23 protein-coding genes and 1 pseudogene are annotated in these 26,899 nt (G+C 66.5%); 9 read left to right on the forward strand and 15 right to left on the reverse strand.

What is annotated here, in order from left to right; translation table 11 throughout:
• Positions 1-7: 7 nt before the first annotated feature.
• On the reverse strand, positions 8-1,147 hold the full coding sequence (locus MKD38_RS03855) for an acyl-CoA dehydrogenase family protein (protein ID WP_252674742.1): 1,140 nt from the start codon (positions 1,145-1,147) through the stop codon (positions 8-10).
• Positions 1,148-1,237: 90 nt separating this feature from the next.
• Between MKD38_RS03855 and MKD38_RS03860 the strand changes: the two genes are divergently transcribed.
• From MKD38_RS03860 to MKD38_RS03880, 5 genes and pseudogenes are all read left to right on the forward strand, one after another.
• Positions 1,238-2,425 carry a CaiB/BaiF CoA transferase family protein gene (locus MKD38_RS03860; RefSeq protein ID WP_252674743.1) on the forward strand — a complete coding sequence of 396 codons (1,188 nt, stop codon included), beginning with the start codon at positions 1,238-1,240 and terminating at the stop codon, positions 2,423-2,425.
• 266 nt (positions 2,426-2,691) lie between these two features.
• Positions 2,692-2,943 (forward strand): annotated as a pseudogene (locus tag MKD38_RS31090) (lactate/malate family dehydrogenase); the annotation flags it as partial.
• A 62-nt stretch (positions 2,944-3,005) separates the two neighbouring features.
• Entirely contained in the window at positions 3,006-3,638 is a 633-nt protein-coding gene (locus MKD38_RS03870) for a Rossmann-fold NAD(P)-binding domain-containing protein (RefSeq protein WP_252674744.1), read from the forward strand.
• 56 nt (positions 3,639-3,694) lie between these two features.
• Positions 3,695-5,173, forward strand: a complete 1,479-nt coding sequence (locus tag MKD38_RS03875) for a DASS family sodium-coupled anion symporter (protein WP_252674745.1) — start codon at positions 3,695-3,697, stop codon at positions 5,171-5,173.
• Positions 5,174-5,227: 54 nt separating this feature from the next.
• Positions 5,228-6,406, forward strand: coding sequence for a hypothetical protein (locus tag MKD38_RS03880; RefSeq protein ID WP_252674746.1), 1,179 nt, complete (start codon positions 5,228-5,230; stop codon positions 6,404-6,406).
• Between the two features lie 107 nt (positions 6,407-6,513).
• Here the strand turns inward: MKD38_RS03880 and MKD38_RS03885 are convergent, their stop codons facing one another.
• Positions 6,514-8,055, reverse strand: coding sequence for an MltF family protein (locus tag MKD38_RS03885; protein ID WP_252674747.1), 1,542 nt, complete (start codon positions 8,053-8,055; stop codon positions 6,514-6,516).
• 232 nt (positions 8,056-8,287) lie between these two features.
• Between MKD38_RS03885 and MKD38_RS03890 the strand changes: the two genes are divergently transcribed.
• Positions 8,288-8,839 (forward strand): GNAT family N-acetyltransferase, encoded by a 552-nt coding sequence (locus tag MKD38_RS03890; RefSeq protein WP_252674748.1) that lies wholly within the window; start codon positions 8,288-8,290, stop codon positions 8,837-8,839.
• A 30-nt stretch (positions 8,840-8,869) separates the two neighbouring features.
• On the opposite strand, the gene fabI is transcribed toward MKD38_RS03890, so the two are convergent.
• The 9 genes from fabI to MKD38_RS03935 form a co-directional block, all read right to left on the reverse strand.
• On the reverse strand, positions 8,870-9,652 hold the full coding sequence (fabI, locus tag MKD38_RS03895; RefSeq protein WP_252674749.1) for an enoyl-ACP reductase FabI: 783 nt from the start codon (positions 9,650-9,652) through the stop codon (positions 8,870-8,872).
• Positions 9,653-9,729: 77 nt separating this feature from the next.
• Positions 9,730-10,920: an acetate/propionate family kinase gene (locus MKD38_RS03900; protein ID WP_252674750.1), complete on the reverse strand. Its 1,191-nt coding sequence runs from the start codon at positions 10,918-10,920 to the stop codon at positions 9,730-9,732.
• A 4-nt stretch (positions 10,921-10,924) separates the two neighbouring features.
• The gene (locus tag MKD38_RS03905; protein WP_252674751.1) at positions 10,925-11,863 is read right to left on the reverse strand and encodes a phosphate acetyltransferase; all 939 of its coding nucleotides are present in this window, start codon (positions 11,861-11,863) and stop codon (positions 10,925-10,927) included.
• Between the two features lie 70 nt (positions 11,864-11,933).
• Positions 11,934-14,252 (reverse strand): DUF3141 domain-containing protein, encoded by a 2,319-nt coding sequence (locus MKD38_RS03910; RefSeq protein WP_252674752.1) that lies wholly within the window; start codon positions 14,250-14,252, stop codon positions 11,934-11,936.
• A 215-nt stretch (positions 14,253-14,467) separates the two neighbouring features.
• The gene (gene phaZ, locus MKD38_RS03915) at positions 14,468-15,301 is read right to left on the reverse strand and encodes a poly(3-hydroxyalkanoate) depolymerase (protein ID WP_252674753.1); all 834 of its coding nucleotides are present in this window, start codon (positions 15,299-15,301) and stop codon (positions 14,468-14,470) included.
• 63 nt (positions 15,302-15,364) lie between these two features.
• On the reverse strand, positions 15,365-15,805 hold the full coding sequence (locus MKD38_RS03920; RefSeq protein WP_252674754.1) for a phasin family protein: 441 nt from the start codon (positions 15,803-15,805) through the stop codon (positions 15,365-15,367).
• A gap of 84 nt (positions 15,806-15,889) precedes the next feature.
• Positions 15,890-17,581, reverse strand: a complete 1,692-nt coding sequence (locus tag MKD38_RS03925; protein WP_252675322.1) for an alpha/beta fold hydrolase — start codon at positions 17,579-17,581, stop codon at positions 15,890-15,892.
• Between the two features lie 124 nt (positions 17,582-17,705).
• Complete coding sequence (locus MKD38_RS03930; RefSeq protein ID WP_252674755.1) at positions 17,706-18,170, reverse strand: MaoC family dehydratase; 465 nt, start codon at positions 18,168-18,170, stop codon at positions 17,706-17,708.
• Between the two features lie 238 nt (positions 18,171-18,408).
• On the reverse strand, positions 18,409-19,428 hold the full coding sequence (locus tag MKD38_RS03935) for an AraC family transcriptional regulator (RefSeq protein WP_252675323.1): 1,020 nt from the start codon (positions 19,426-19,428) through the stop codon (positions 18,409-18,411).
• A gap of 248 nt (positions 19,429-19,676) precedes the next feature.
• Between MKD38_RS03935 and MKD38_RS03940 the strand changes: the two genes are divergently transcribed.
• Entirely contained in the window at positions 19,677-20,435 is a 759-nt protein-coding gene (locus tag MKD38_RS03940; protein WP_252674756.1) for a DsbA family oxidoreductase, read from the forward strand.
• 105 nt (positions 20,436-20,540) lie between these two features.
• Here the strand turns inward: MKD38_RS03940 and MKD38_RS03945 are convergent, their stop codons facing one another.
• Positions 20,541-22,292 carry a SulP family inorganic anion transporter gene (locus MKD38_RS03945; protein ID WP_252674757.1) on the reverse strand — a complete coding sequence of 584 codons (1,752 nt, stop codon included), beginning with the start codon at positions 22,290-22,292 and terminating at the stop codon, positions 20,541-20,543.
• 236 nt (positions 22,293-22,528) lie between these two features.
• On the opposite strand from MKD38_RS03945, the gene MKD38_RS03950 reads away from it, so the two are divergent.
• Positions 22,529-22,876, forward strand: a complete 348-nt coding sequence (locus tag MKD38_RS03950; protein ID WP_252674758.1) for a hypothetical protein — start codon at positions 22,529-22,531, stop codon at positions 22,874-22,876.
• Positions 22,877-22,922: 46 nt separating this feature from the next.
• Here MKD38_RS03950 and MKD38_RS03955 read toward each other — a convergent pair whose 3' ends face one another.
• The 3 genes from MKD38_RS03955 to MKD38_RS03965 are packed head-to-tail and all read right to left on the reverse strand — an operon-like array spanning position 22,923 to position 25,621.
• The gene (locus MKD38_RS03955; RefSeq protein WP_252674759.1) at positions 22,923-23,309 is read right to left on the reverse strand and encodes a hypothetical protein; all 387 of its coding nucleotides are present in this window, start codon (positions 23,307-23,309) and stop codon (positions 22,923-22,925) included.
• Positions 23,310-23,329: 20 nt separating this feature from the next.
• Positions 23,330-24,247 carry a DUF2950 domain-containing protein gene (locus MKD38_RS03960; RefSeq protein ID WP_252674760.1) on the reverse strand — a complete coding sequence of 306 codons (918 nt, stop codon included), beginning with the start codon at positions 24,245-24,247 and terminating at the stop codon, positions 23,330-23,332.
• 18 nt (positions 24,248-24,265) lie between these two features.
• Complete coding sequence (locus tag MKD38_RS03965) at positions 24,266-25,621, reverse strand: DUF3300 domain-containing protein (RefSeq protein WP_252674761.1); 1,356 nt, start codon at positions 25,619-25,621, stop codon at positions 24,266-24,268.
• 337 nt (positions 25,622-25,958) lie between these two features.
• Here MKD38_RS03965 and ppk2 point away from each other — a divergent pair, with 337 nt between their 5' ends.
• Positions 25,959-26,870, forward strand: a complete 912-nt coding sequence (gene ppk2, locus MKD38_RS03970) for a polyphosphate kinase 2 (protein WP_252674762.1) — start codon at positions 25,959-25,961, stop codon at positions 26,868-26,870.
• The last annotated feature ends 29 nt before the right edge of the window (positions 26,871-26,899 follow it).

Consider the following 26,899-nt stretch of genomic DNA (forward strand, 5'->3'; position numbering starts at 1 on the left):
TTGTCGCTCATCGCAGCCCCAGTCCTTTCGCAATAATCCCGCGCAAAATCTCTCTCGTGCCCCCGCGCAGCGAGAACGACGGCGCCGCCAGCGTTACCAGGTTCAGCACCTGGTCAAATTCGCTGCCGTCGCCCAGCCGGTCAGGGAATACCTCATAGGCGATATCGGGCAGCGACTGCTCCAGCAGCGCGCCCTGGTCCTTGACGATGGAGGCGGCCAGCGACGGGTCCTGCCCCTCGGCCATCATCAGCGCGATGCCCTGCGACATCTGGCGCAGGGTGGCGTAGCGCGCGATCACCTTGCCGAGCGCCACCGCCTGCTGGCGGTTGCCGGCATCGGCGGCATCGAGCATCTCCAGCAGCAGCTGCGTGCTGCTCAGGAAGCGCTCCGCCCCGGAGCGCTCGTACTTCAGCTCGTTGATGACCTGGCTCCAGCCCTTGCCCTCTTCGCCGACGAGGTGGTCGTCGGGGACAAAGACATCGTCGAGGATCACTTCGTTGAAGATGCGCGTGCCCAGTTGCGACACGATCGGGCGCACGGTCACACCGGGGCGGTCCATCTCGATGAAGATCTGGCTCATGCCGGCATGGCGGTCATCGCCGCGTTCGCTGGTGCGCACCAGCGCCACCATGTAGTGCGCATGGTGGGCGCCCGAGGTCCATACCTTGCGGCCGTTGATCTTCCAGCCGCCTTCCACCCGGGTGCCGCGGGTGCGGATGGACGCCAGGTCGGAACCCGAGTCCGGTTCGCTCATGCCGATGCAGATAAAAGCCTCGCCGCGGCGGATCTGCGGAATGATCTTCGGGGCAAGCTGGTCGCGGCTGTAGCGGATCAGCAGCGGCCCCATCTGCCGGTCCGCGGCCCAGTGCGCACCCATTGGCGCGCCCACGGCCAGCAGTTCTTCCAGCATCACATAGCGCTCGAGCATGCTCCTGCCGCCGCCGCCGACGTCGGTCGGCCAGGTCATGCCCAGCCAGCCCTGCTCGCCCATCTTTTTCGAGAATGCGGGGTCCCGCCCGGCCCAGTTGTGCGCACGTTCGACGCGGGAATACCGGGTCATGTGCGCTTTGGCAAACGCCCTGGCCTCCGAGCGCAGCGCCTCGCATTCCGGCGGCAAGTCGCCTACCGTGATGTGCAACGTATCCATGTTTATCCTTACTTGCTTGCGAACAAGCAACACTCTATAGTCAATGCATCGAATCCGCTCTAGGTAATTACGAGGAGAAGCCAGTCCACCATGAAAGCAAGCGACACGACCGACCCGACGCAACCTCCCGCCACGATTCCACGCGGCCCTCTTGCCGGTATCCGCGTGCTGGACCTGACCGCCGTGGTGCTCGGTCCGGTCGCGACCCAGGTGCTGGCGGACTACGGCGCCGAAGTGATCAAGGTGGAGCCGCCCGAGGGCGACCTGATGCGTGCCAACGGTGTAAGCCGCACGCCCGGCATGAGCTCGACCTTCATGAATATCAACCGCAACAAGAGTTCGGTCTGCATCGACCTGAAGACGGAGCAAGGCAAGGCGCAGTTGCGCCAGCTGATTGCCCGCTGCGACGTGCTGGTGCACAACATCCGCGTCAAGGCGATCCAGCGGCTGGGCTTTGATTACGATGCGGTGGCACGGATCAACCCGGGCATCGTCTACTGCGCCGCCACCGGTTTTGGCGAGGGCGGCGCCTTTGCCGGCCAGCCCGCGTTCGACGACATCATCCAGGGGGCGTGCGGCCTGGCCCATCTGGTGGGCCACGAGAGCGGCGTACCCGACTATCCGCCCACGCTATTGGCCGACAAGATCGCCGGCCTGGCCACCGCCAACGCCATTCTCGGCGCACTGGTGCACAAGGCCCGCACCGGCGAAGGCCAGTACGTGGAAGTGCCGATGTTCGAGACCATGGTCGCCTTTACCATGACGGAACACCTGGGCGGCCATGGTTTCCACCCGCCCATCGGCGATGCCGGCTATGCTCGCCTGCTCAAGGGCGGGCGCAAGCCATCGCCGACACGGGATGGCTATATTGCCGTACTGCCCTACACGGAGCAGCACTGGAAGGCCTTCTTCCACCGCTTCGGGCGCGGCGAGTTCATCGACCAGTTCAATATCAGCAGCCGCATCGAGCGCAACAAGAACATCCAGGCAATCTACGCGGAATTGCGCAATATCACCGCGCAATACACCACCAGGGAAATGATGGACGTTTGCCGGGAAATGGACATCCCGGTCGCGGAGATGTACTCGATCCACACCATCCAGAACCATCCCCAGGTGCAAAGCACAGGCTTGTTCCAGACCATGGCGCATCCCACCGAAGGCGAAGTGGTGACGACCCGCCCGACAGCGCTTTTTTCGAAAACGCCTGCGTCGATCTATAAGCCCGCGCCTAACCTGGGCGAGGATACCGAGCGTATCCTGAATCCCGCGTCGTGACGCGATGGGGGTATCCGACAACACTGGCACACTGTGCGGACCGGCTGTCAGGTGGAGTTGAAAATGGTGCGCGGTTGCCCTAGTGTTCATCTGGCGAATTCGACAGCTGCGCCGCCCTAGCGTTTGGCGCAACCAGCAAGGCGTAGCATCGAGCGGCATAAGTCCGGGGCTTTAGTGGCATTCGCGCGCCGTGGCATCTTCACTGCTGGAAGGCGTAGATGCCGATGAGTCGGGCCGTTGAATACATGTCCCAACGGAGGCATGCGATGCGTCAGCCCAAGATTGTCATTGTTGGGGCGGGCCTGGTGGGCGGCTCAGCGGCGCTATTTACGGCTCTGGCCATTCCAAGCGCAGAGATCGTGGTCATCGACCTCGCGCGAATCCGAGCGGAAGGACAGGTGCTCGATCTCGCCCATGCTGCGGCGTTCTGGGGGCACAATCGCTTCCACGCTGGTGAATACGAAGACGCCCGCGACGCAGATGTCATCGTGATAACGGCCGGCGTCGGTGTGAAACCGGGCCAGACACGCCTGGACCTGGCCAAGACCAATGCGGAAGTCGCGCTCGAAATTGTCGATGGGTGGCTGGTCTCGCACCCAATGCAATTTACGTCATTGCCGCCAACCCCTGCGACGTGCTTGCCGCTGTCGTATTTAACCGCCTCGGTTGCGCGCGCGAGCGTGTCATCAGTACTGGCACCTCGCTCGATACGGGGCGACTGCGCTCGCTGCTCTCCGAGCGCCTGGGCGTCGTCGCACCCGCGATTCATGCGTACGTCCTCGGCGAACACGGCGAGTCCGCCCTGATCGCCTGGTCCGGTGCGACGGTTTCGGGGATGCCCCTCGACGCGTTCCTGACCAAGAGCGGCAAGGAACTGGGGCCTGCCAGCCGCGACCTGATCCTGCGTTCCGTCCACGAGGCAGCCAAGCTGATCAAGGAAGGAAAAGGGGCCACCCATTATGGCATCGCCAGCGCGATCGGCCGCATCTGCGAGGCTCTCGTGCACAACACTGACCTGATCATCACGGTCGGTGTAGTGCACGCCGAAATCGAAGGAATTTCCGAGGTATGTCTTTCGCTGCCGCTGGTGCTCAATGGCACTGGCGCCCAAGTGCTGGCCTACCCGGAGCTCAACGCCATTGAGCGTACGTCCCTGCAACGCAGCGCAAGCATCGTCAAAGAGGCGACCGACAGCGTCCGGGCGGCACTGTAGACCCATGGCTTCAGGCTAGAAACTCGTCAAAACTCAATGCCAGCAGGAGGCAAATCATGGCTCTGTCTCACGCCAAGGAAACGCCGCCGTCAAGTACTCCCGCGACGAAGCCAACACTTCCCGCCAGTCAACTCGGCAAGGCCTGGAAATTCCTGGTCCCGGTAGGCATCGGCATTGTCTTGTGGTTCCTTCCGGCGCCGGCCGGGCTAGGGCTGAAAGCGTGGCACATGTTTGCAGTATTCGTTGCCACCATTGCCGGCATCATGACAGCACCGCTGCCGATGGCGGCAGTCGCCATCATTGGCGCAACTGTAGGCGTGCTGGTTGGTGTCGTGTCTTTTGCAGACGTGACCAGATCCACCGGCACCGATCTGGTCTGGCTCGTGCTGCTCGCCTTCTTCATTTCCCGCGGCGTAATCAAGACCGGTCTGGGGCGTCGGATCGCGTTGCTCTTCATGCGACTACTGGGCAAGCGGACAGTGGGGTTGGGTTACGGGCTGGCCTTGACCGAACTGCTGATTTCGCCCGCCATGCCAAGCATCACCGCCCGCGCCGGCGGAGTCATGCTGCCGATTACCCGTGCGATCGCAGAAGTCCTTGGCAGCCATGCCGGCGATCCCGAATCGCGGGGCAAGGTAGGAAGCTATCTGATCCTTTGTGCCTTCCACGCGAATATCATTACGGCAGGGATGTTCATCACTGCGATGGCCGGTAATCCGCTTTCCGTCAAGCTGGCCGCAGACCAGGGGGTCTCGATCAGCTGGCTTGAGTGGGCGGTGGCTGCATCCGTCCCCGGCTTGCTGTGTCTGGCGATCATTCCCCTGGCCATGCTGTGGATTGCCCCGCCGGAGATTCGAAAAACGCCCGATGCGACGGCGCTGGCGCAGAGAGAGCTTGCTGCGATGGGACGCATCTCCTCCAAGGAGATCATCATGGGCGCCATCTTCATCGGCTTGCTGGTCCTCTGGATTTTTGGCGAGTACCTGAAGATCAGCGCGACGCTCGCCGCTGCTCTCGGTGTCTCGCTGCTTTTCATCACTGGTGTGCTGACCTGGCAGGACGCCCTCGACGAGAAGTCAGCGTGGGACACCATGATCTGGATTGGCTTGCTCATCATGCTTGCGTCGAAGCTCAACGAATACGGCATGGTCACGTGGTTCGGCAAGGAATTCGGCGCCTATCTCGAGGGCTTCCCGAGGCTGGCTGTCTATATGCTGGTGGCGGCAATCTACTGCTACATACACTACTTCTTCGCCAGCGCCACGGCACATATCAGCGCTCTGTTTCCGCTGTCCATGGCACTGATGGTTGCCGCTGGCATCCCTCCGTTCACGGCAGCCGTAGCCCTTGGCATCCTGAGCAACGTCAACGGCTGTCTGACGCAATACGGCATCGGTTCGGGTCCGGTAATGTTTGGCGCTGGCTATGTTTCGCAAGGAGATTGGTGGAAGGCCGGGTTCTTCATGAGCCTGATCTACATGGTCATCTGGCTGGTCGTAGGTCCGCTTTGGTGGAAGTTGCTCGGGCATGTCTAAGGCGGGGCCCTCCTGCCAGGAACGGTCCCGCAGCTAGTTGCCAGGAGCGCCACCATGGCGACGGGTCCGTTGCGCGGCAATGGCCAATCCAGGACGCCCCCCACGTGCTGGATCAAAAGCCCGGCCTGGGACCTCGTTTGGGTGTTGAATGCGCTGTGGTTAGCCCCTTTGGTCCTTTTGCTGTCGTGGGGTCATGACGACGCGCGCGCCAGCCCGGTGGACGGGCTGTTCTTTGCCTTCGCGGTCCCGCTATGGTTCGGTCACCGTGTTTCATCGGCCTGGCTGGCCTACGCAACCCCGGCTTACCGGCCCTTGCTCGTCACGCAACGGCTGCGCTTCGTCGTGGCCCCGCTAGCCGTCGCCGGGGCCTGCTTCGCCTTGCTTCTGGCTCCGGAGAGCGCGCTGCCGATGCCACTGACCGAGCGCGTGGTCTGGTTGGCCGTCCTGGACTACCTGCTGGTAAGCCACCATTTTTCCGCGCAGCATTTTGGGCTGCTCAGCCTCTACCGCGCCCGCGCGGGACGGGCGTCCGAGGCGGTCACACGACGGCTTGATCGATGGTTCGCGCTCGTCGTGGGCGGCGGTTTCGTCGTACTGGCAGAGGCCCTGGCCGGATCGATCGCCTTCCAGGACCGCTGGATCGACCCGCTGCTAGGCGTGGGCTGGTCGGACGTGTTAGTGCGCACGCTGCACTATGGCGGCATCGCCTTCGTGTTGATCCTGACCGCTCTCATGCTCTACGTCGAACTACGCTCGCAGCGCGCATCGTCGCCGCGCATTGCCTACGTCGTCGGCGTCTCCTCCATGGTGCTCGTCGCCTTTCTCGCACGCGACCCCTTCCTGTTCATGGTGCTGTGGAGCGTGCAACATTGGAGTTCGGCAATGGGACTCGTCTCGCTCACAGCTTCCGGCGGGGACCAGGCACCAGGCACGCATTGGCACCAGTTGCTTGCCCCCATCAATCGACGCGGCTGGGCAGTGCTGCTTGTGCTCGCCGTCGTCTCCACGCTGCTGCTGCCGGTGCTGGAGGTAGAGGCCGTGACTGACGAATACGCTTACGCCGATCGCATTTTCGGCGATGCCGCGCGCTGGCTGCGCTCCTCGCCTTTCGTGCCGGCCCTGCTGGCTGTGGGATTCGCGACGGGCTTCATCCACTACTTGCTGGACCGCGCTGTTTTCCGCTTCTCTTCGTCCGAAATCAGGCAGGCCGCACGCGGCCTGCTGCGGTCCTGACTTTCTTGACTGATGGCCAGCAAGAGACGTTACGGCGAGTGCGCCCGGCGCCGCGCTGACGGCCGGCTGCTGGCGCCAGCCGCTGCTGCCGGCCACTGGTATCGCCGCTATTTCTGTACCTGCCTGATCGCGCGCTCGCGCGACGCCTGCATGTCCTGCATCAGCCGGTACGCCGCGTAGTACTTGAAGATATTGCGCACATAGGTGGTGGTCTCGATGCCGATCTTCTCCGCCACCACGATCTCGACGTTGTTGAACCACTTGTCGGGATCCAGTCCGCGCGCCGCCGCTTCCTTGCGCATCTTGGCGATATTGCCCGGCCCGGCGTTATAGCTGGCAAAGGCGAACAGCGGCCGGTTCGCTTCCGAGAAATGCGCGTCGGGGAAGTACTTGGTCATCAGCCGGTCCATGTACTTGGCGCCGGCATGGACGTTGGCTTCGGCCATCCGGATATTGCCGACATTCAGTTCCTTGCCGGTGGCCGGCATGATCTGCATGATGCCGACCGCGCCGACATGGCTGCGCGCCTCCTGGTTCAGCTGGGATTCCTGGAAGCCCTGCGCGGCCAGCATCAGCGGGTCGAAGCCATAGTCCTTGCCGTACTTTTCGAAGAAGGCGATGGTCTGCTGGAAGCGCTTGTACTCGGCATCGTCGGTATTGTTCTTGATCTGCTTGATGCGCAGCATGGTCTGCTTCAGCCGGTACTCCGCTCCGCCCTGCTTCTTGACGAAATTGACGTAGAAGTCTTCGATGGCCTGCCGCAGTTGCGGGCTGTTCTTGCGGTAGGCCCAGCCGGTATAGCTACCTTCGCGCACGGCCAGGTCTTCGCGAACCTTGATGTTTGGCAGGATCTGCGCCCAGGTCGCGGCCTTCCAGTCATCGACCACCAGGATCTGCAGCACGCCCGCGTTGAGCATCTCGAGCGCGTCTTCGTCCTCGAGCGCGTCGGGCAGCATGACCAGCTTGATCGGCGCCTTGCCGGCGCGGCGCAGGCCGTCGTTCAGCACGGTCAGGCTTTCGAAATAGCTGCTGGCGCGCCGTACATGCACGGTCTTTCCGGCGAGATCGTCGAGGCGCTGCAACGGCGGTGCCTTTGGCCCCGTGATCACCAGCTCGCGTACCGGCTTGCGGTCGCGCGGCGCGGTGAAGTCCACCTGCTTCAGCCTGCTTTCGGTTTCGGTCAGGTTGCCGGCGGCGATATCGCCAAGCCCCGCCATCAGGTCGGGCAGCAGCCGGTCGCGCGTGGTCGGGATGATGACGATGGTCAGCGGGCGCTTGCCGAGCTGGTCGGCGTACTTCTTGTTCAGGTAGCGCTCGAAGTCACGCACCAGTTCCGCGGTCAGTCCGCGCTCGCGGCCCTTGTCGCTGAAGTAAAGCGTGCGGCTGTACGGCACCAGCACGCGGATGACGCGGCTCTCGAGCATCACGTCGAAGTCGCCGGTACGGGGCTTGTTGGCAAGGTTCAGGCCGCGCGGCTTGGCAGGAGTGGCCTGGCCTGTCGCGGCGGTAGCGGCAGGGGACGACGCTGGCGGATTTGGCGATGGCGGAGCTTGCGGGGCTGCGGCAGAGGGTCCGCAAAGGCTGAGCGCGCCCATCAGGCCGTACAGAAGAAGGCCTGCCAGCCAACGAGAAGGGCGGACAGAGGACATGGGCGGGATCGCAAGCCGCGCAAGCAAGCGCGCGGTTTGCCCATATGGAGTCTAGGCACGAAATGGGGAGTTGCAAGCGGGCACTTGCAAGGGCGCCTCGCTTCCGTCGCCTTGCACCCGCGGCTTCCGTTTTCCGGCACCGGCACCGGCACCGACACCGGCATGGCGCATCAACTACTATGACTGCATCGGCCCAGGTTATTCCCTGCTCACCTCATCAATCTCACTGCCCATGCAAGAGCGCGATCCGGCAACAGTATTTGCACCCTTCAACGTCACCGTGCGCGACGGTCGCGAGCTCCTGGTGCGGGAAATCGGCGAACGTGACAAGGCCGGCCTGCTGGCCGCGTTCAACCAGCTGTCCGCCGATGCGCGGTATACCCGCTTCATGGCGGCCATGCAGCAACTGCCGGAGGCAATGCTCGAGCAGGCGACGCATCCGTCGCCGGAGCGCGAGTTTGCCCTGGTGGCGATCGCCACGGAGAACGACGCGCCTGCCATCGTTGGCGGTGCCCGCTATGCTGCCGCACCGGGCAGCGACGCTTGCGAGTTCGCCGTGACGGTCAGCGACGACTGGCATGGGCTCGGCCTCGCCAGCCAGTTGCTGCGGGTACTGATCGATGTTGCCCGGCGCCGCGGCTATCGGCGCATGGACGGTTATGTGCTGTCGTCGAATACCGCCATGCGACGCCTGGCGAAGCGGTTGGGATTTGCCGACACACCGTGCCCCGATGACGCCACGCTACGTGTCGTCACGCTGGCGTTGCAGGCCAGCGGGCAATAGCCGGCGCGGGCGCCCGCTCGCAGGCGGTGCTCAGGCCATGATGTTGACGCCCCCATCCACATACAGGGTTTCGCCTGACAGCCGCCGGGCGTACGGCGTGGCGAGGAACGCGCAGGTGTAGCCCACGTCCATGATGTCGACCAGCTCACCGAGCGGCGCGCGCTGCACCGCGTCGGCGAGCATCAGGTCGAAATCCTTCAGGCCCGATGCCGCGCGGGTCTGGAGCGGCCCGGGCGAGATCGCATGCACACGGATACCCTGCGGGCCAAGCTCGTACGCCAGGTAGCGCGACACCGCTTCGAGCGCGGCTTTTACGGGCCCCATGACGTTATAGTTCGGCACCACCTTGTTGGCGCCGTGATAGCTCATGGTGAACATCGTGCCGCCATCGCGCATCAGCGGCGCCGCCAGGCGGGCCATGCGTATGAAGGAGTGGCAGGATACGTCCATGGCCCGGGCGAAGCCTTCCGCCGAACAATTGAGCAGGCCGCCCTGCAGGTCGTCCTTCGGGGCCCAGGCCACGGAATGCAGCAGGATATCGAGCTTTCCCCACTGGTCCCGGATCCGCGTGAACAGCGCATCCATTTCGGCCTCGCTGGTCACGTCCAGCGGAAGGAAGATCGGGGCGGAAAGTTCCTGTGCCACCGGTTCGACATATTGCCGGGCCTTTTCGCCGGCATAGGTGATGGCAACTTCCGCGCCCAGTTCGTGGAAGGCCCGGGCGCAACCGTAGGCAATGGAATGCGCGTTCGCAATCCCGCAGACGAGTGCCCTGGTATTGGCGAGAATCGGCGGTCTGTGCTCGGGTGTCATGTCGCGTCCCCTGAAGGTTCATTGCTGCCGCGGCGCCCATCGCACCGTGTCGGTCCACTGCTCTGCCGGCTCGGCGGTCATGGCGCGGGCGTCGCGATGATCTCCCGGGTATGCCTGGCGATCATCAACTCCTCGTCGGTCGGGATGACCCAGACGGGTACCTTCCCTGATACCTCGCTGATCTGCGGCCCGTTACGGGCATTGGCCGCGGCATCGATGCTTACGCCCAGCCATGCCGCCTGCCGGCACACGCGCTCGCGAACCGGTGCCGCGTGCTCGCCGATGCCCGCGGTAAATACCAGCGCGTCCAGTCCTTGCGCGGCCGCGGCGAGCGAGCCAAGCTCGCGCGCGATGCGGTACGTGTACACCTCGACCGCAAAGCGGGCACGCGCGTCGTCGCTGGCGAGCAGTGCGCGCATATCGCTCGACAGGCCGGACATGCCGAGCAATCCCGACTTGCGGTAGATCAGGTCCTCGATGGCGCCGGAATCCATGCCGAGCGCGTCGATCAGGTACAGGATCACGCCCGGATCCAGGCTGCCGCAGCGCGTTCCCATGGGCAGCCCGTCCACGGCGGTGAAGCCCATGGTGCTGGCCACGCTGCGCCCCGCCACCAGGGCGCACATGCTGCTGCCATTGCCGAGATGGGCGACAACGGTGCGGCCCGCGGCCGCGGCGGCGTCGATGCGCGGCAGGACGCTGGCAATGTACTCGTAGGACAGCCCGTGGAAGCCGTAGCGCCTGACGCCGCGCCCGGTGATCTCCACCGGCAGCGCGAACGCCTGCGCCACTTCCGGCTGCGCGCGGTGGAAGGCGGTGTCGAAACACGCCACTTGCGGCAAGGCCGGACGCCGCTCCGCCAGAATGCGGATGGCTTTGAGATTGTGCGGCTGGTGCAACGGCGCGAGCGGGCAAAGCGTGTCCAGCTCTGCCAGCAGCGCATCGGTCACCCTTGCCGGCTGCGTGAAGCGCACGCCGCCGTGCACCACCCGGTGCCCCACCGCCGCGAGCGTATGCCCTTCTCCGTGGCCACGCAGGAAATCCGCCAGGTAGGCGATAGCGCCTTCATGCCCAAGCTGGGTGCCGGCACCCCACTGCCTGGCTTCGACCTCGGCGCCGGCCGCATCGGCCGCGCGAAACGCCGGAGCGGTGTAAAGCCCTTCGATGCTGCCGCGTAGTACGAGCCTCAGTGCGTTGTCATGGACATCGTAGGCGCAGTACTTGAGGCTTGACGAGCCCGCGTTCAGGACCAGGATGATCTCTGCCATGACATCACCCCGCCACCTGGGTGGACTCGCGCCGCGCCTTGGCGACTAAGGCAGCCACCGCGCACGACGCCAGCCGCGTCGTCACCGTGTCGGCACGGCTGGTCAGGATGATCGGCACGCGCGCGCCCAGCACGATGCCCGCGGCATCCGCGCCGGCCAGGAACGTCAGGCTCTTGGCGAGCATGTTGCCGGCGTCCAGGTCGGGCACCAGCAAGACGTTGGCGCGCCCGGCCACCGGCGAATCGATTTTCTTGATGCGTGCCGCATCCAGGTTGATGGCATTGTCCAGCGCGAGCGGGCCGTCGACCACCGCGCCGGTGATCTGGTGGCGATCGACCATCTTGCACAGCGCGGCGGCTTCGATGGTGGATGGCACCTTGGGATTGATGGTCTCCATTGCCGACAGGATCGCCACCCGGACTTCCTTTAGCTGCAGGGCGTGGGCCAGGTCGATCGCGTTCTGGAGGATATCGGCCTTTTCGGACAGGGTCGGGGCGATATTGACGGCGGCGTCGGTCACGATCAACGCGTCCTCGTGCCCGGGCACGTCCATCACGAAGCAATGGCTGATGCGCCGGGCGGTGCGCAGGCCGCTGTCGCCGCTGACGACTGCCCCCATCAGCTCGTCGGTGTGCAGGCTGCCTTTCATGATGGCCTCGGCCTTGCCCTCGCGCACCAGTTGCACCGCGGCCGCCGCCGCCGCATGGCTGTGCGGCGCATCGACGATCGGGTACGCACCGAGGTCGATGCCGCTGGCACGCGCGGCGTCTTCGATGCGGCTGCGCGGCCCGACCAGGATCGGCGCGATCAGGCCCATGCGGGCCGCCTCGGCTGCGCCTTCCAGCGACGCGTGGTCGCATGGATGCGCCACCGCGGTCGGGGTGGGGGGGATGGTCTTGCAATAGTCGATCAGCCGCTGGTACTTCTCATGTCTGGCGTTCACGGCATGCTCCACTCAATGTTCATCGGGGTCGGCGGGCTGCGATGGTTGCGTTGCCTGGTGCCGTACTGACTCAGGACGCCCCGGCGCGCGGTGCGCCAGCGGCGCGGCCGCGCTCGGGTTTCGGCGCCAGCACCGCGCGGATCCGCCCCAGCATGGCAGCCTGCTCCGCGGTGGGGCTGGTGCCAAGCAGGCGCTCGTCGGTACGCAGTTTTTCGGCCAGCGCATGCAGCCGCTGGCGGTCAGCCTGGTGCCTGAGCAAGACCGGCAGCGTCTCCAGCGCCTGCTCCGGCGCGTACCGGGTGATCAGCTCCTGCTGGCCCCGGGTCTTGCGCCAGGCGTCGGGGGGCAGTTCCGGCAGGAAGTCCGCGTAGTCCGTCACCAGCTCCTTGCGCAGCTCCAGCCGGGACAGCGGCAATGGCTCGCCCTTGCGATTGAGCAGGCAGGCCAGTCGGGCAATCGCCTCGGTGTATCCGCCCTCGCCGACCGAGGCCAGCGCGGCTTTGACTTCCGGCGGTTCCTGCGGCGCCACGGCTGCCGGCGCGGATGGCTTGTCCAGCGACAGGAACGAGAACAGGTTGGCGTACAGGTTGAAGAACGATGCCTCCGTCATCGCGTCGCGCACGGCGCGGTAAGCGTCGAGGCCCGCACTGAGCATTTCCGCCCCCGCCTGTTCCTGCTGCCGCAGCGGATGGTCATCCGCCATGACCTGGCGGTTCGCCCTGACCGCCTCGGCCGCGGGCTTCAGCCAGGCCATCCAGGGATTCATGTCAGAGAACGCCCAGTTCTGCACCCGCAGCGGATGGAACTCGCGCAGCATCCGTGCCGACGCCTCGCTCGACATTGCCTGGACGAACGGTTGCGCGAACAGTTCATAGGCGCGCTGGTTGAAGTCCGACAGCGCGGCAACGGCCTCGAACGGTTTCTCGTCGGCCCGCTCGAAGCGGTTGAGCCGGCCGGCAAGCTCCTCCAGCGAATGTTCTTCGAACTCGACCTCGTATTCGATGCCATCGCCGCGCTTGTGCTCGTGGATGACCATGCCGTAGAGGCCCGGCGGCAGCAGTTCGATGCTCTTCAGCACCGAAACGATCTGCGCATGCTCCTTCTGTGCGACCTTGCCCGAGACGAAGATGCCAAGATGGCCCACGCTACGGTGCATCATCCCGACGATCACCTGGCCGCGTGCCTTGATTTCCTCGGTACTGGCATAGACGTCAACGACCCAGTTGAAAGCCTGCTGCGGCGGCGTGATGTTGTCGCCCATCGAGGCAAACAGAACGATCGGCGCCCGGATCTCGCGCAGGTCGAAGCCCTTGCCGCCTGCCGCCTTGACGTCGCCGCTCCACAGCTTGTTGCCGACGAACAGGTTCCGCGTGATCCATTCGATCTCCTCGCGGTTCATCAGGTAGTAGCCGCCCCACCAGCGCTCGAACTCGAGGAAGCGCGGCGGCTCGGTATCGGCCTTGCGGTACAGGTTGTAGTACTTGTCCCACAGGCTGTTGGCCGGGTTCAGGTTCTCGAAGTTCTGCACCAGCCAGGCGCCGTCGAACTTGCCGTTGCCGAGGTCCGCCGTAAGCGATGCCAGCCAGGTGCCGCCCAGCAGGCCGCCGGAATAACGCATGGGGTTGTCGCCCTCGCCCGCGCTCCAGGCACCGCTCCAGTACGACATCGGCGCACCGTTGATGACGATCGGGCCGGTGTCGTCCGGGTCCGATGCACCGAGCATCATCGCGGCCCAGCCACCCTGGCAATTGCCGATGATGGCCGGCTTGGCGCTGTCCGGATGCAGGGCGCGCACCTTGCGGATGAACTGTTGCTCCGCCTCGCATACGTCGAGCAGCGTCTGCCCCGGCTCCGGGTCACGGAAGAAGATAACAAAGTAGACCGGGTGGCCGGCACGCATCGCCACGCCCACCTGCGAATCGTCCTTGAACCCGCCGATACCCGGGCCGTGCCCGGCACGCGGATCGATGATGACATAGGGGCGGCGGCTGTCATCGATGGTCACGCCTTCGGGCGGCGTGATTTTCAGCAGCGCGTAGTTGACTGGCCGCGCGAACTGGCGGCCATCCATCACGGTTTCGTAGTCGAAGTGCAGGACTGGCTTGAGACCGTGCGTGGCGTTTTCCACAAAGTGGTTGCCCCGCTCCCTGAGCGTGTCCCAGAACAGGATGGCACGCTGCATGCTGTCGACGGCGTAGGCATAGCCGTTCATCGGATCGAGGCCGGCCATCCACTTCGCCGGCGCGGGGGCCGCGTTGTCCTCCTCGCCCATGGCCTCCCGCACACGATGTGTATAGGCCTCCTGCGCATTCCTCAGCCGCTTTTGCAGCACGACGCCCGTCTTGACACCCACTTCGCGCGCGTGAGCCAGTTGCTTGCCTGCATCCATGCCGTCCTCCGCCAAGAATCCTGCAGCATCCATATTCCTGCTCTGACCAACTTTAATGGGAGCCGGTCCCACGGCAGAGATGAAATTTTTCCAAGCGCGAGATAAGAAAAACCGCCACCCGACAGGGTGATGCCCAGTCCACGAAGCGCAGCATGCGTTCCCCCGTCCGGGGGGCGTGCTGCGTGCCGCGTCAAGGCCTGCGCGAAAGCGGTCACCTATGCGCGCAGGAAGCGGCCGATGGTTCTGGCCGCGCTCTCGGCGCCAGTCACAAGAAAGAGGTGCCCGTCGTCGACCAGCTGCAGCGTCGCGTGGGAAATGGCCGCGGCCAGGATCCTGGCATTGACCGGCGGCACGATCGGGTCGTCGGTCCCGTGCATCACCAGCGTGGGCTGCTTCAGCGCGCCCAGCCAGGGCAGGCTGCTCCAGCCCCAGGCCGCCAGCAGCTGGTAGAGGTAGCCGCGTCCGCGCGGCGGCCGCATGTGCCGGCCATGCTGGTCGAGCCATGCGGGGTCATGGCGCAAGGCGCCGCCATACAGGTCGGCACCAACACGGCGCAGGTACTGCGGATCGGTATAGCGGCGCAGGCCGATCATCTTGGTCAGCACTGACAGCCTGCCGGGCACCATGATGACGCCGGGCGAGGTGGCCGCCAGGACCAGGCGCCTGCAACGGTGGGCATGAAGCCGGGCGAACTCCTGCGCCAGCGCTCCGCCCCACGACACGCCAAGCGCATCGACCTGGCCATCGTAGCCAAGGTGCGACAGCAGCCGGTCGGCCAGCACGCAGAGACTGGAGAAGCGGTAAGGCATCAGCGGCGGGGGCGACCCGCCGACGCCGGGGACGTCGAAGAGAATCACTTCGATGTCGGGCAGTGCGTCGACAAAGGGCTGGAGCAGTTCGAAGTTGGCGCCGATGCCGTTGAAGACCAGCAGCGGCGGGCCTGCGTCCCGGCCCGGCCGGATGCCGGTCCTGAGTACCTGGCCGTCCAGAGCCACGGTCCGGACCTGGAGCTTGTGGCCGGCTTGCGTGCCGGCATCGATGGTTGTCATCAGTTGGTCCTGGAGACGTTGGCGCGCGGGCATGGCCGGCGCGCCGGCCATGCCCGCCGGCGTTTATGCCTTGGGGCGCAGGATGCCCTTGACCTCCTCCACGTTCTCGGCGATGCGCCGGCCGACCGTGGCGATGCTGTCCGCCTGGGCCTGGTAGAGCGTGTCGCTCAGGCCGCGCAGGCCGGCCACGGCCTTGTGCAGCGAGCGCGGCAGCGCTTGCGCCACCCCGGCAGAAGCCTTGCCCTCGGCGGACTCGCCGCCGCGCGCCAGCGCCTGCAGGTCGGCGGCGGTGTCGCACAGGTACTCGGCCTGCAGGCGCACCACCGATTGCAGGCCGGTCAGCAGCGTGATGTTGATGCTGGCCAGCGCCTCGATGTCCTTGCGGCGCGACTCGAGGATCGCGGCCGGGTCCAGGCGATTGTGCCGGACGAAGTCAAGCAGCTTGCGGTGCGGGGCCTGGGACGCCTGCCGGGTGGCGGCGTCCGCGGTGTTGGTCGATTCCATCTGGGTATCTCCTCACGGTTGGGTTGCAAAAATCGAAACTGCGGTTGGCCGCCGGGCATGAGCCGGCGCCCATGGACCTGCGCATCACCCTTCGCTCACATAGCGTCCGGGCGCATCGCCACAGGGTGCGAATTGCGCGCTGCCGAGAACGTCGGGCGCGCGGCGCTTTGGTCCCGAGCGCGCCTTCAGCCACTGGCTCCAGTGTTCCCACCATGAGTCCTGCACGGCGGTCGCGCCGTCGAGCCAGGCCTGCGGATCGGCGGCCGGCGCGCCGCCGCGGAAGAACTTAGCCTTCGGGTTGCCGGGGGGATTGACCAGGCTCTGCACGTGGCCGCTGGAACTCAGCACGAACTCGGTGCGCCCGCCAAAGGCGTGCATCGACCGGTAAACCGCCTTCCATGGCGTGATGTGGTCGGTCATGCCGGCCAGCACATACTTGTCGCAGGTCACGTCCGACAGCGTGATGGCGTGGCCCAGCACATGCAGCGTGCGCGGCGTGGCGAGCTGGTTCATCGTAAGCATGTCGAGGAACTGGCCGTGCAAGCCGGCGGGCAACCGCGTGGTGTCGTTGTTCCAGTAGAGGACATCGAAGGCCGGCGGCGCATTGCCGAGCAGGTAGTTGTTGACCCAGTAATTCCACACCAGGTCGTTCGGCCGCAGCCAGGCAAAAATCCGTCCCAGCGCCGCGCCGTCGAGCACGCCGAGCGCCTGGCTGCCCTGCCGCGCTGCCGTGACGGCCTCGGGCGTGCTGACCAGCCCGAGCTGCGACTGCGCATCGAGTCCGAACACCGATACCATCAGCGTCGCGGCATGCACCAGCTTTTCGCCGCTGGCGGCGCAATACCCCATCAGCGCCGCCATGGTCATCGCGCCGGAGCAGGCGCCGTGCAGATTGACGTCGGCACTGCCGGTGATGTCGCGGATCGCCCGGATCGCCTCGATCAGCGCGCTGACATAGGTATCCAGGTTCCAGTCGCGCTGCGCGGCGGTGGGATTGCGCCAGCTGACGATGAATACCTGCAGCTCCTGCGCCAGCAGGTACTCCACCATGCTCTTGCCGCTGGCCAGGTCGAACACATAGAACTTGTTGACCTGCGGCGGCACGATCAGCTGCGGGCGCGCATGCACGCGGGCCGTGGACGGCGCGTACTGGATCAGTTCCAGCACTTCGTTGCGGAACACCACCGCGCCCCGCGTCGTCGCCAGGTTCTGGCCGACCCTGAAGGCTTCCTTGTCGACCTGGGCCGGCATGCCGCCGTTGCCCAGGGTATCGGCGACCAGGTTGGCCAGCCCGCTGACCAGGTTCATCCCGCACGACTCCACCGTCTTTCTCAGCGCGGCGGGGTTGCCCAGCAGGGTATTGGTCGGGGCCAGCGCATCGATCACCAGCTCGGTGAAGTACTGCGCGCGGTGCTTGCTGCGCGCGTCCATCACCGAGCGCCGCACAAAGCCGCCCAGTGCGTCCCGCCAGGCCTGGTAGCCCTGCAGCGACATGCGGTACAGCGGATTGTCGCGCCAGGCGGCATCGCCAAAGCGCCGGTCCCGCGCCGACGGCAACGGTGCCGAGCCATCCAGGACGCTGACGAGATCGTGCGCCAGTTGCGCCTGCTGCTCGAGCACGAGCGCCGGCTCCTGCACGCACTGCGCGCCGATCTGCTGCGCGGCGCTGACGAAGTCCTCCGGCCTCAGGCCGACGAATGGATTGGGACCGGCCAGCGCCGGGTTCGTGTCGATGGCTTCGATGGTTTCGATGGCCCCGGCCGCGGTGGCGGCCATCACCGTCGCGGCCTGCCTGTTCCTGCCGGCCTTGCTGGCCGGTTCGCGCGCCCTGGTTGCGGTTGTCATGTTGCTGCTCCTGCCTCTGCCTTGTTTCTGCCCTGTACCCGTGTCGTGTCCCGTTTCATGCCATGACAAGCGCGAGGGCTTCCGCCACCATTGCCGGCCTGGCTTCACCCTCGACTTCCATCGTGTTCTCCATGCGCAACAGCACGCGGCCGTCGCCCTTGTCATCGACGGACAACAGCCTGACGCGGTTGCGCACGCGCCCGCCCGCCCTGACCGGCGCCAGGAAGCGGGTCTTGTCCAGGCCGTAGTTCACCGCGGCGCGCGCGTCGCCCGGCACCACGCCCATGCCGGTCAGCTTTCCCGCCAGCAGCGACAGCGTCAGGTAGCCATGGGCGATGGTGCCGCCGAACGGACTTTCCTTGCGGGCGCGCTCGACATCGACATGGATCCACTGGCGGTCCTCGGTGCATTCCGCGAACGCGTCGATGCGCGCCTGGTCCACTTCCATCCACTCGGACACGCCGAGTTCCTTGCCGACGAACGCGCAGAGCGTTGCCATGCTGTAGCCTTCGATTGCCATAAGTCTCCTCGCTTGATTCGGTGCCGCGCGTTGGCCCGCGCGGATCTGATGCCCGCATCGTAGTGGCGACGCGCGCCGGGGCGGCTACCAAAACCGGCCCAATCGCTGACAAAACCTGCCGCTTTGCACGCATGTGCCGCGGCAGCCGCGCCATGCGCACGCGAAGGCGCCCGTGGTGGCGTGAACGGCCAGTCGCCGGCCGTCATTGCCGGGCACATTGGCGGGCTGCGATACGCGGCTACGGCGCGCGGCGGTAGGCGTTCGGCGTGCTGCCGGTCCAGTGGCGAAAGGCACGATGGAACGCGGTGGGATTGTCGAAGCCCACGTCGAAGGCAATGGCCGCGATCGGATCCGCCGAGCGCGTCAGGCGCTGGATGGCGATATCGCGCCGGACATCGTCCTTGATGGCCTGGAATGTGGTGCCTTCCGCGGCAAGGCGGCGGCACAGCGTGCGCACCGAACAATGCAGCGCCAGCGCCGCGGCCTCGATCGTGGGCGGATCCGGCAGGCGGTCGGCCACGTACTGGCGCACGCGATGACAGGTCATCTGCTCGGCGAACGAGACAAAGATCCAGTCCTCGGGGGCGCGCGCCAGGAATTTCTCCAGGTCCGGCTTGCGTTGGCGCACCGGCATATCGAGGTAAGCCGCGTCAAAGACCATGCGGGTCCGCTGGCAGCCGAAATGCACCGGACCGGGAAACAGGTAGAGATGGTCGCTGGCCAGCGGCGGCCGGCCGGATGGCAGTTCCACCGCCTGCAGCGGAATCTCTTTTCGAACCAGCCACGACGTGACGCCATGCACCAGCTTCAGCATCAGCTCGCGGCCCAGCATGCTCACGGCGGGCGACGCCGGATACTCCATCAGCTCGACATAGCCCGAAGCCCCATCGCGCCGCGACTCGACGCGGAAATCGTCGAGGATCAGGTGGAAGAACTGCCCGAACCGGTGCAGCGCCACTTCCAGCCTTGGCGCATCCAGCAAGCTCAGGCACAGGTATTTGAGCGTGCCATTGCGCAGCGGGCGGCTGAAGATGCCCGGCATTTCATCGTCGTGTTCGTGCGCGAGCAGCCGGTACAACGTGGCGAACTGCTCTTGCGTCACGCGCGCCGCCGGCTCCGCCAGCAGTTCGGCCGCAATGCCGGAGCGCTGCGCCAGCCGCGCGATCGCCATGGGGTCGGCGCCGCTAAGAAAGCCGTTGACGACGGAGATGGGGACGGTAGGAGACAGGGCGTTCACGCTAGCGCGCCGGCAATGCATGCCGCAGGAAAGAGGTCGGCGCATTCTGCGGCTGCCTTCCGCGAACGCGCAAGCTGCCAGGGGCCCGCCTGACATCGTGTTTTCCCTGCCTGTCACGAAATGTCAATTGATCGTCCCGTATCGTCAAAATTTCCTGGCCCCACTGGACCAAACTCCGTGCTCACCGCAGACGGCAACAAAAGCCGCCGGACCGCGCCGCCGGATACCCGGCAGGCGCGCGCACCGATAACATGATCAGGAGCCAACGCATGCAATGCCCCGACAATTCCCCACACCCCGACAACGGTTCCAGGCGCCAGTCGTTTGCCCCGGACCAACCGGCGACGCTTTCGATCGAGGCCTATTTCGACCTGATCTGCCCCTGGTGCCTGATCGGCAAAAGGCACCTGGAAACCGCCATCGACTGGCTTGGCCGCGAGCGCCCGGACGTCGCCGTGCAGGTGGCGTGGCGTTCTTACCCGCTGATCCCCACGACCCCGCCTGCCGGCCTTCCGTACCGCCAGTTCTACCTGGCGCGGCTGGGCAGCGCGGAGGCCGTGGCGATGCGCCAGGCGCAGGTGCGTGCCGCGGCAAAGGATGCCGGCCTGACGCTGGCGCTGGAGCGCATCGAAACCTTCCCGAACACGCTGCTGGCCCATCGGCTGGTGCGCCATGCGCGCCAGCAGGCGGGCGCCGGCGTGGCTGGCTTGCTGATCGAAGAACTGTTCCAGCGCTACTTCATTCGCGCCGAGAACATCGGTGACCCGCAGTTGCTGCGGCAGGCCGCGGCGTCGTGCGGCATCGCCTTGCCAGAGCATGCCGACAGCACCGGCGGGCACGACCTGGACTGGCTGCCATCGGTGCACGGCCCACTCGACCCGCCGGCGCGCGCCGGTCTCGGCGTTCCCTGTTTCATGTTCAACGGCACGCACAGCGTGTCGGGTGCGCGGCCACCCGAGGTGCTGCTCCAGACCATGCACCAGGCGCTGGCACGTGCCAAACGGCGCGCCACGCTGGCGGCTGGCTGAGGACTCGAGCGCCGGCCGCAAGGCCGAGGCCCGACAAACCCTCCCACCCCTGATGCGCGAAGCCCCCCGGAAAAAGCGCGCACGTCGTTGCCGAACCGCCGCGGCTCACCCCGCGCCGGGCGCAGGCGCCCTGCCCTTGCCGACGTAGTCATCCACCGCGCCGCCGACGGTGGCGTGGAAGTTCTTCTCGCCGATCAGCTCCAGCAGCTCGAAGCGCTTCAGCTTGTCGCGCACCGGATCCTTCATCTCGGCCAGGTGCACCGCGATCCCCCGCGCGTGCAGCGTCCGGATCAGTTCGCGCAGCATGTCGGCCGAGGTCACGTCCACGCTGGTGACGGGCTCGGCGGCCACCACCACGCGGCGCACCGGCGTGGGCGAGTCCTCCACCGCCTCCATGAGCCGCTCCTGGAACAGCTCGGCATTGGCAAAGAAGAGCGGCGCATCCCAGCGGAACAGCAGCAGGCCGTCGATGCGTTTCGCATGCGGATAGCGTTGCACGTCATGGTAGCCACGCAGCCCTTCGACACGGCCGAGCACGGCAAAATGCGGGCGCCAGCCATCCCACAGGAACTCGAGCACGGCGATCACCACGGCCAGGCAGATGCCCGGTATCGCGCCAAACACCGCCACCGCGGCAAAGCACACCATGGACAGCCAGAACTCCCATTGCTGGATGCGATAGATGCGCCTGAGATCCGCAAACTCGAACAGACCGAGCGCGGCGGCAATCACCACTGCCGCCAGCGCGCTGCTGGGCAGGTACTGCAGCAGGTTGGGCGCCACCAGCAGCAGTACCGCCACGGCCAGCGCGCCGACCACGCCGGTCAGCTGCGTCTTCGCCCCGGCGGCCTCCGCCACCGGCGTGCGCGAGGCGCTGCTGCTGATCGGGAAGCCCTGGAAGAAGCCCGCCGCCAGGTTGGCGGCGCCCAGGCCCACCATCTCCTGGTTCGGGTCGACCCGGCTCTGGTAGCGCGCCGCATAGGTGCGCGACAGCACGCTGGTATCCGCGAACGCAATCAGCGCCACGGCGCAGCCGCCCAGCACGATCTTGACCACGTCGGCGCCGCTGAACCACGGCAGCGCCAGTTGCGGCAGGCCCTGCGGGATCGGGCCGAGCACCTTCACGCCGGCCCGGTCCAGGCCGAAGACGCTTACCGCGATGGTGGCCAGGACCACCGCGATCAGAATGCCGGGCACCCGCTCAAAGCGCTTGAGCAGCAGGATCAGCACCAGGCTGCCGGCGCCGACTGCAAAGCTGTACCAGTTGGTCTGGCCGTCCAGGATGGCCCGGCCCAGCGCCAGGATCTCGCGCAGCGGCCCGCCCTCGTCGATCGAGATGGCGAACAGCTTGGGCAACTGGCTGACCAGCACCGTCAGCGCGATGCCATTCATGTAGCCGTAGCGGATCGGCTTGGACAGCAGCTCGGTGATAAATCCCAGCCGCAGCAGCCCCATCACGATGCAGACCATGCCCGAGACCACCGCCATCATGCTGGCCGCGGCGATCGCGCGCGCGGGATCGCCAGCGGAGACCTGGATCACCACGGCGAGGATCGGCGCCGCCAGCGCCGAATCCGGCCCCAGCACCAGGACCCGGCTGGGACCGAACACGGCATAGACCAGCAATGGCACGACCGTGGCGTACAGCCCGTACACGCCGGGCACGCCCGAGGCCTCGGCATAGGCAATGCCGACCGGCACGAGCATGGTGGTCAGCACCAGGCCGGCCGCCAGGTCGCGCGGCAACCAGGCGGCCTGGTAGGTCCTGAGCATGGTCAGGCCGGGCAGCCAGCGCCACCAGCCGGGCACGCGCGGTGCGCTGCGCTCGCCATGCGGGGTAAGCGGTTCAGTCTGCATGGGGGCTGTCCTGGGTTAAGGCGGGCTACCGCGTGCGCGGACTACAGGCGCTGGATGCTTGTCAGGGCCGTGCCGGACCAGGGGACGCTGCAGGTTGCTGCGCGTGCGCCGGCAACAAGGCACTGGCAATCCACGCCTTGGCAGATATCATGGTTGTCGGGCCGGACGATCGGGCAATGGTGCTCGCGGCCCGCGGCACCGCTATGCGGCATTGCCGATCGCAACCGGGGGCTTTCATGCGGATCTCCAGACAATGCATGGCCATGGCGCTGCTGGCGCTGGGCTGCACCGCCGCAAGCGCACAGCAGGGCTCGGCGCCGGATGCCGCCGGCGCCATCGCCGAGGCCGTGCAGGGCGGCGCCAGCCCCTACCGCCCGCCGGCTGCCGCCAGCGAAGACCCGGACGAGGCCAGGCGGGCCAAATGCGAATCGCTGAAAGCGCAGTACAACGCCACCTCGAAACAGCGCTCCTACCAGTCTTCCGGCCCGGCCACGCAGACAGCCCAGGGACGCACGATTCCCAAGATCGAGCGCGACAAGTCCCGCAAGTCGCTGCAGGAAGCCTACCGCGCCAACTGCACGTAGCCGCGCCGCGGGCTGCGCGCGCGCTGGCGTGGCAAGGCAGGCCGGCTCAGCGCCCCATGCGCGCGTCATAGCTGCGCGAGATGCGCTGCATCAGGCCCGGGTCATCAGGGTCGCCGCCGTCGAACTGGACCCGCACCGTGCCGTCGGCCTGGCGCCGCACGCTTGCCGACACCGGCCGGTTGTTGCGGCTGCCGGCGATGGTGCCGGCCGTTGCGTCCTGCACCCGGATCGCGACGCCCTGGTCGCGCAGGGCGCCGGCCGCGGCGTCAAAGGCGCGGTCGTAGCGCGTGGGCTGCGAGCCGGAGTAGGTGGTTGGCACCATCGCCACCGGCTCGACCGGGTAAGGGTATGCGCACGCCGACAGCCACAGCACCACGCCAGCCGCGGCCACGATACCCGGCACAGCGTCCGCGCGCTTGATGGCGCGCTGCATGGCCCCCCTTGTAGCGCCCGTCATGGCGTCACCCGGCTCCAGCCGGGACCGGGGTCGAACGACCGGATCTTCGCGGCCTGGGCCGCGCTGTCGGGCCCGAGGTCGCGCTCGAAGAGCTGGCCGTCGTGGCTGACCATAAAGCTCTGCACGCCGGTATCGCCATACTTCACCGGCCAGGCCAGCACCGCAAACCCGCCGAAGAGCTTGCCGTTGACCACATAGTTGTACGCGCCGCCCGGCGCATGCGGGCCCTGCGCGGTCAGCAGCTTGTAGTGGTAGCCATAGTAGCCCTGCCCGGCCTTGCCCTTGCCGGCGGTGAGGAAAGCTGCACCCAGCGGGCTGGGCGGTTCGCCGTCCCGAGTCGGGTAGTACAGGCCATCCTTCTTGCCGGCGGTGCTCGCCAGCTGACCCGCATAGACCAGCACGCCGTCGCCGTCGTGGTCGGTCTGGGCATATTCGTTCTGGGCATCGTAGATCGCCAGCATGGTCTGCATCACCGCCAGTTCATTGCGCCCGACGCGGCGGATGCGCATCTCCTCGACCCCGGCGCGGGTATCGAACTGCCAGCCCCGGGTGCCTTTTACCAGTGGCACCGGCAGGGTCCAGCCGTCGTTGCCCACGGCGATGAGGGCGTGGCTGTCGTCGACCGGCTGGAGCGCGTGCGCGACCTGCCATTGCTCCAGGAAGCGTTGCCGGACTTCTGCGCCCACAGGCGGGATCAGCTGGCGGAAATCATTGCCCAGCAGCGCTTTCATGGCAGTGTCGTCCTGGCGGGCAACCGCGTCGCCGAAGGCGTTCATCGCTGCCTCGGCCGAATCGAAGGGCTTCTGCGCGCGCGCCGCCGGCCCGTACGCCATGGCGAGCACGAGGAACAGGCCGGGCAGCCAGGCCAAATACCGGACCGGATGGCGCAAGGCAAGCGCGAGAGGTGAGGTCATGATCGAGGCTCCCTGCACTTAGCGCCTGCCGCCGCGGCCACCGCCACCGCCGCCAAAGCCGCCGCCGCGGCCGCCACCACCGCCGCCAAAGCCGCCGCCGCCACGGTGCCCGCCGGCTGACTGCATGCTGGACCGGCCGCGGTCGAAGTCGCGCTGCGCAGCAGCGCCACCGCCCACGCCCTGGAAGGCGTTGTCGCGCCCGCCTCCGGCCCCGCCGCCGCGGGAGCGGTCGGAAGCCCCTGCGCGGTCGGAGACGCCGGCGCGGTCGGAGACGCCGGCGCGGTCGGACGCGCCGCCCCGGTCGCCACCGCCGGGACGATCCGACAAGGCCGCGCGCTCGCCGCCGCCAGTACGGTCGAGCCCGCCGGTGCGATCGCGCTGACCACGATCGGCGACCTCGCCGCGGCCGCCGGCTCCGCCTTCGCGGCCCCGAAAATCATTGCGGCGGTCCGCGCCCGGCACATCGCGCGAGAATTTCTCGCGCGTGGCGTTGTCCCGGTAGGCCACGCCCTGGCGGTGGCTGGCGTCGTGCTGCCAGCGTCCGCCGGACTGCACCTTGGTGCGGTCGAAATTGCGGTCGATATTGGTGGCGCGGTTGACGTTGATATTCACGTCGCCCCCGCCCCAGTTGCAATTGCCGAAGATGGCGCCGGCCGCGGCCAGCCCGACGCCCCAGGCCAGGCCGGTGGCCAGCGCCGCGCCCGGATAGTAGGCGGGATACGGCGGCCAGTAATACGGCGGGTAGGCCGGATAGCTCCAGGCGCCGTAGACCACCGTGGGGTTGTAGGCCGGCACGTAGATCACCTGCGGGTCGGCCGGCTCGATGCGCACCACGCTCTGCGTGCCGGTGGCGCTGCTGGTGGCGGGCTCGACGATGACCTTCTGCTGCTCGGTGCTCTTGAGGTTGCCAGATTGCTGCGCCCGCGCGCGCAGGCGCTGCACCGCGGCAAGCACGTCCTTTTCCTGCGCCAGGAAGGCATCGCCCAGCTTCTGGGTCCAGTCGAGCTTGTCGTTCATGGGCTCGAGTGCCTGCGGAAACGCCACCAGGGACTTCACGCTGACATCCCATGGCTGGTCGGCCACCGCCTTGACCGCGGCATCGCCCTTCATGCCGGGATTGGCCTTGAGCCAGCGCGCAGCGTGAACGATCTCCAGCGGATAGGTGGAGGCCATCAGCACCTGCGACAGCACCGAGTCGGGATACAGCGCGATCGGCGCGACCAGCGCCTCGATCTCCTCGGGCTTGAAGGCAGGGGTCTGTCCCTGGCCGCCGGCCGGCGCGCCCTGCGCGCTGGCGCCGGCTGCCACGGCCATCAGCGCCGCCAGCAGCCATGCCCGGCCGGAACCAAGCAGCCGTTTCACCAGAAAGGCCATATTCCCTCCTCGCGACCGGGTGCGGCGCTTGTGCGGCATGGGCGCGCGGCGCATGCCGTTTTCGAATGCGATGGGTGCGGGCTGCCGATGCGCGCCGATTGACGCGCGCGTTCATGCTGAATACGCGATATGAAGGTAGTACGACATTTATGGGATTTCAACCGATTTACGGCGCGCACCGCCATTACCGGAAATTTGTACATAAAATTGTTTCGCGTCAGATTCCGTTGACGCCTGGCTTCCATTGCGAAAACGATCCGCCATCCCGCGCCGGATGACCACGCGCGCGGCGGCATGGCGGAAACAGAAAGTGGCATTGCAAGGCGGAGGAAAAACCATGGCCAAAGGCAAGGGCAAGGGCAAGCACCACGACAAGCACGACATCGACGAGCCGTTGCGCGATACCGATAGGGACAACACCGCGACCGGCGGGAACGAAGCCACGGAGGAGCCTGCCGAGCCAGGCAAGCAGAGCGGGCGGCTGTCCGAGAAGCAATACCGCAAGCAGCTGTTTGCGCTGCATGTCGAGCTGGTCAAGCTGCAACAGTGGGTGCAGGCGCGCGGCATCAAGGTGTGCATCGTGTTCGAAGGGCGCGATGGTGCCGGCAAGGGCGGCACCATCAAGGCGCTCACGGAGCGCGTCAGCCCGCGCGTGTTCCGCGTGGTCGCCCTGCCCGCGCCTACCGAGCGCGAAAAGACCCAGATGTATGTACAACGCTATCTGCCCCACCTGCCCGCGGCCGGTGAGGTCGTGATCTTCGACCGCAGCTGGTACAACCGCGCCGGCGTCGAGCGCGTGATGGGGTTCTGCACCGAAACCCAGGCCGAGGAATTCCTGCGCGCCGTGCCACTGGTCGAGCGCGCCATCGTGAATTCCGGCATCATCCTGATCAAGTACTGGCTCGAGGTCAGCCAGGAGGAGCAGACGCGACGGCTACAGGCGCGCATCCACGACGGGCGCAAGCTGTGGAAGCTAACCGACATGGACCTGCGCTCGTACAGCCGCTGGTACGACTATTCGCGCGCGCGCGACGCCATGTTTGCCGCCACCGATACCGACTACGCGCCGTGGCACGTGGCCAATTCCAATGACAAGCGGCGCGCCCGGCTGAACCTCATCACACACTTGCTGGCGCAGATCCCGTACGAGCAGATCCCGCGCAAGGCGGTCAAGCTGCCTGCCAGGCAGAAAGCCGGCGGCTACCGCGAGCCGAACTACCCATACCGCTACGTGGAGGAACGGTACTAGCCACGCGCGCCCCGGGGCGGGCCCGGGCC

Origin of the sequence: Cupriavidus sp. WGlv3 (assembly GCF_023952475.1) — a bacterium.
Taxonomy (GTDB): domain Bacteria; phylum Pseudomonadota; class Gammaproteobacteria; order Burkholderiales; family Burkholderiaceae; genus Cupriavidus; species Cupriavidus phytorum.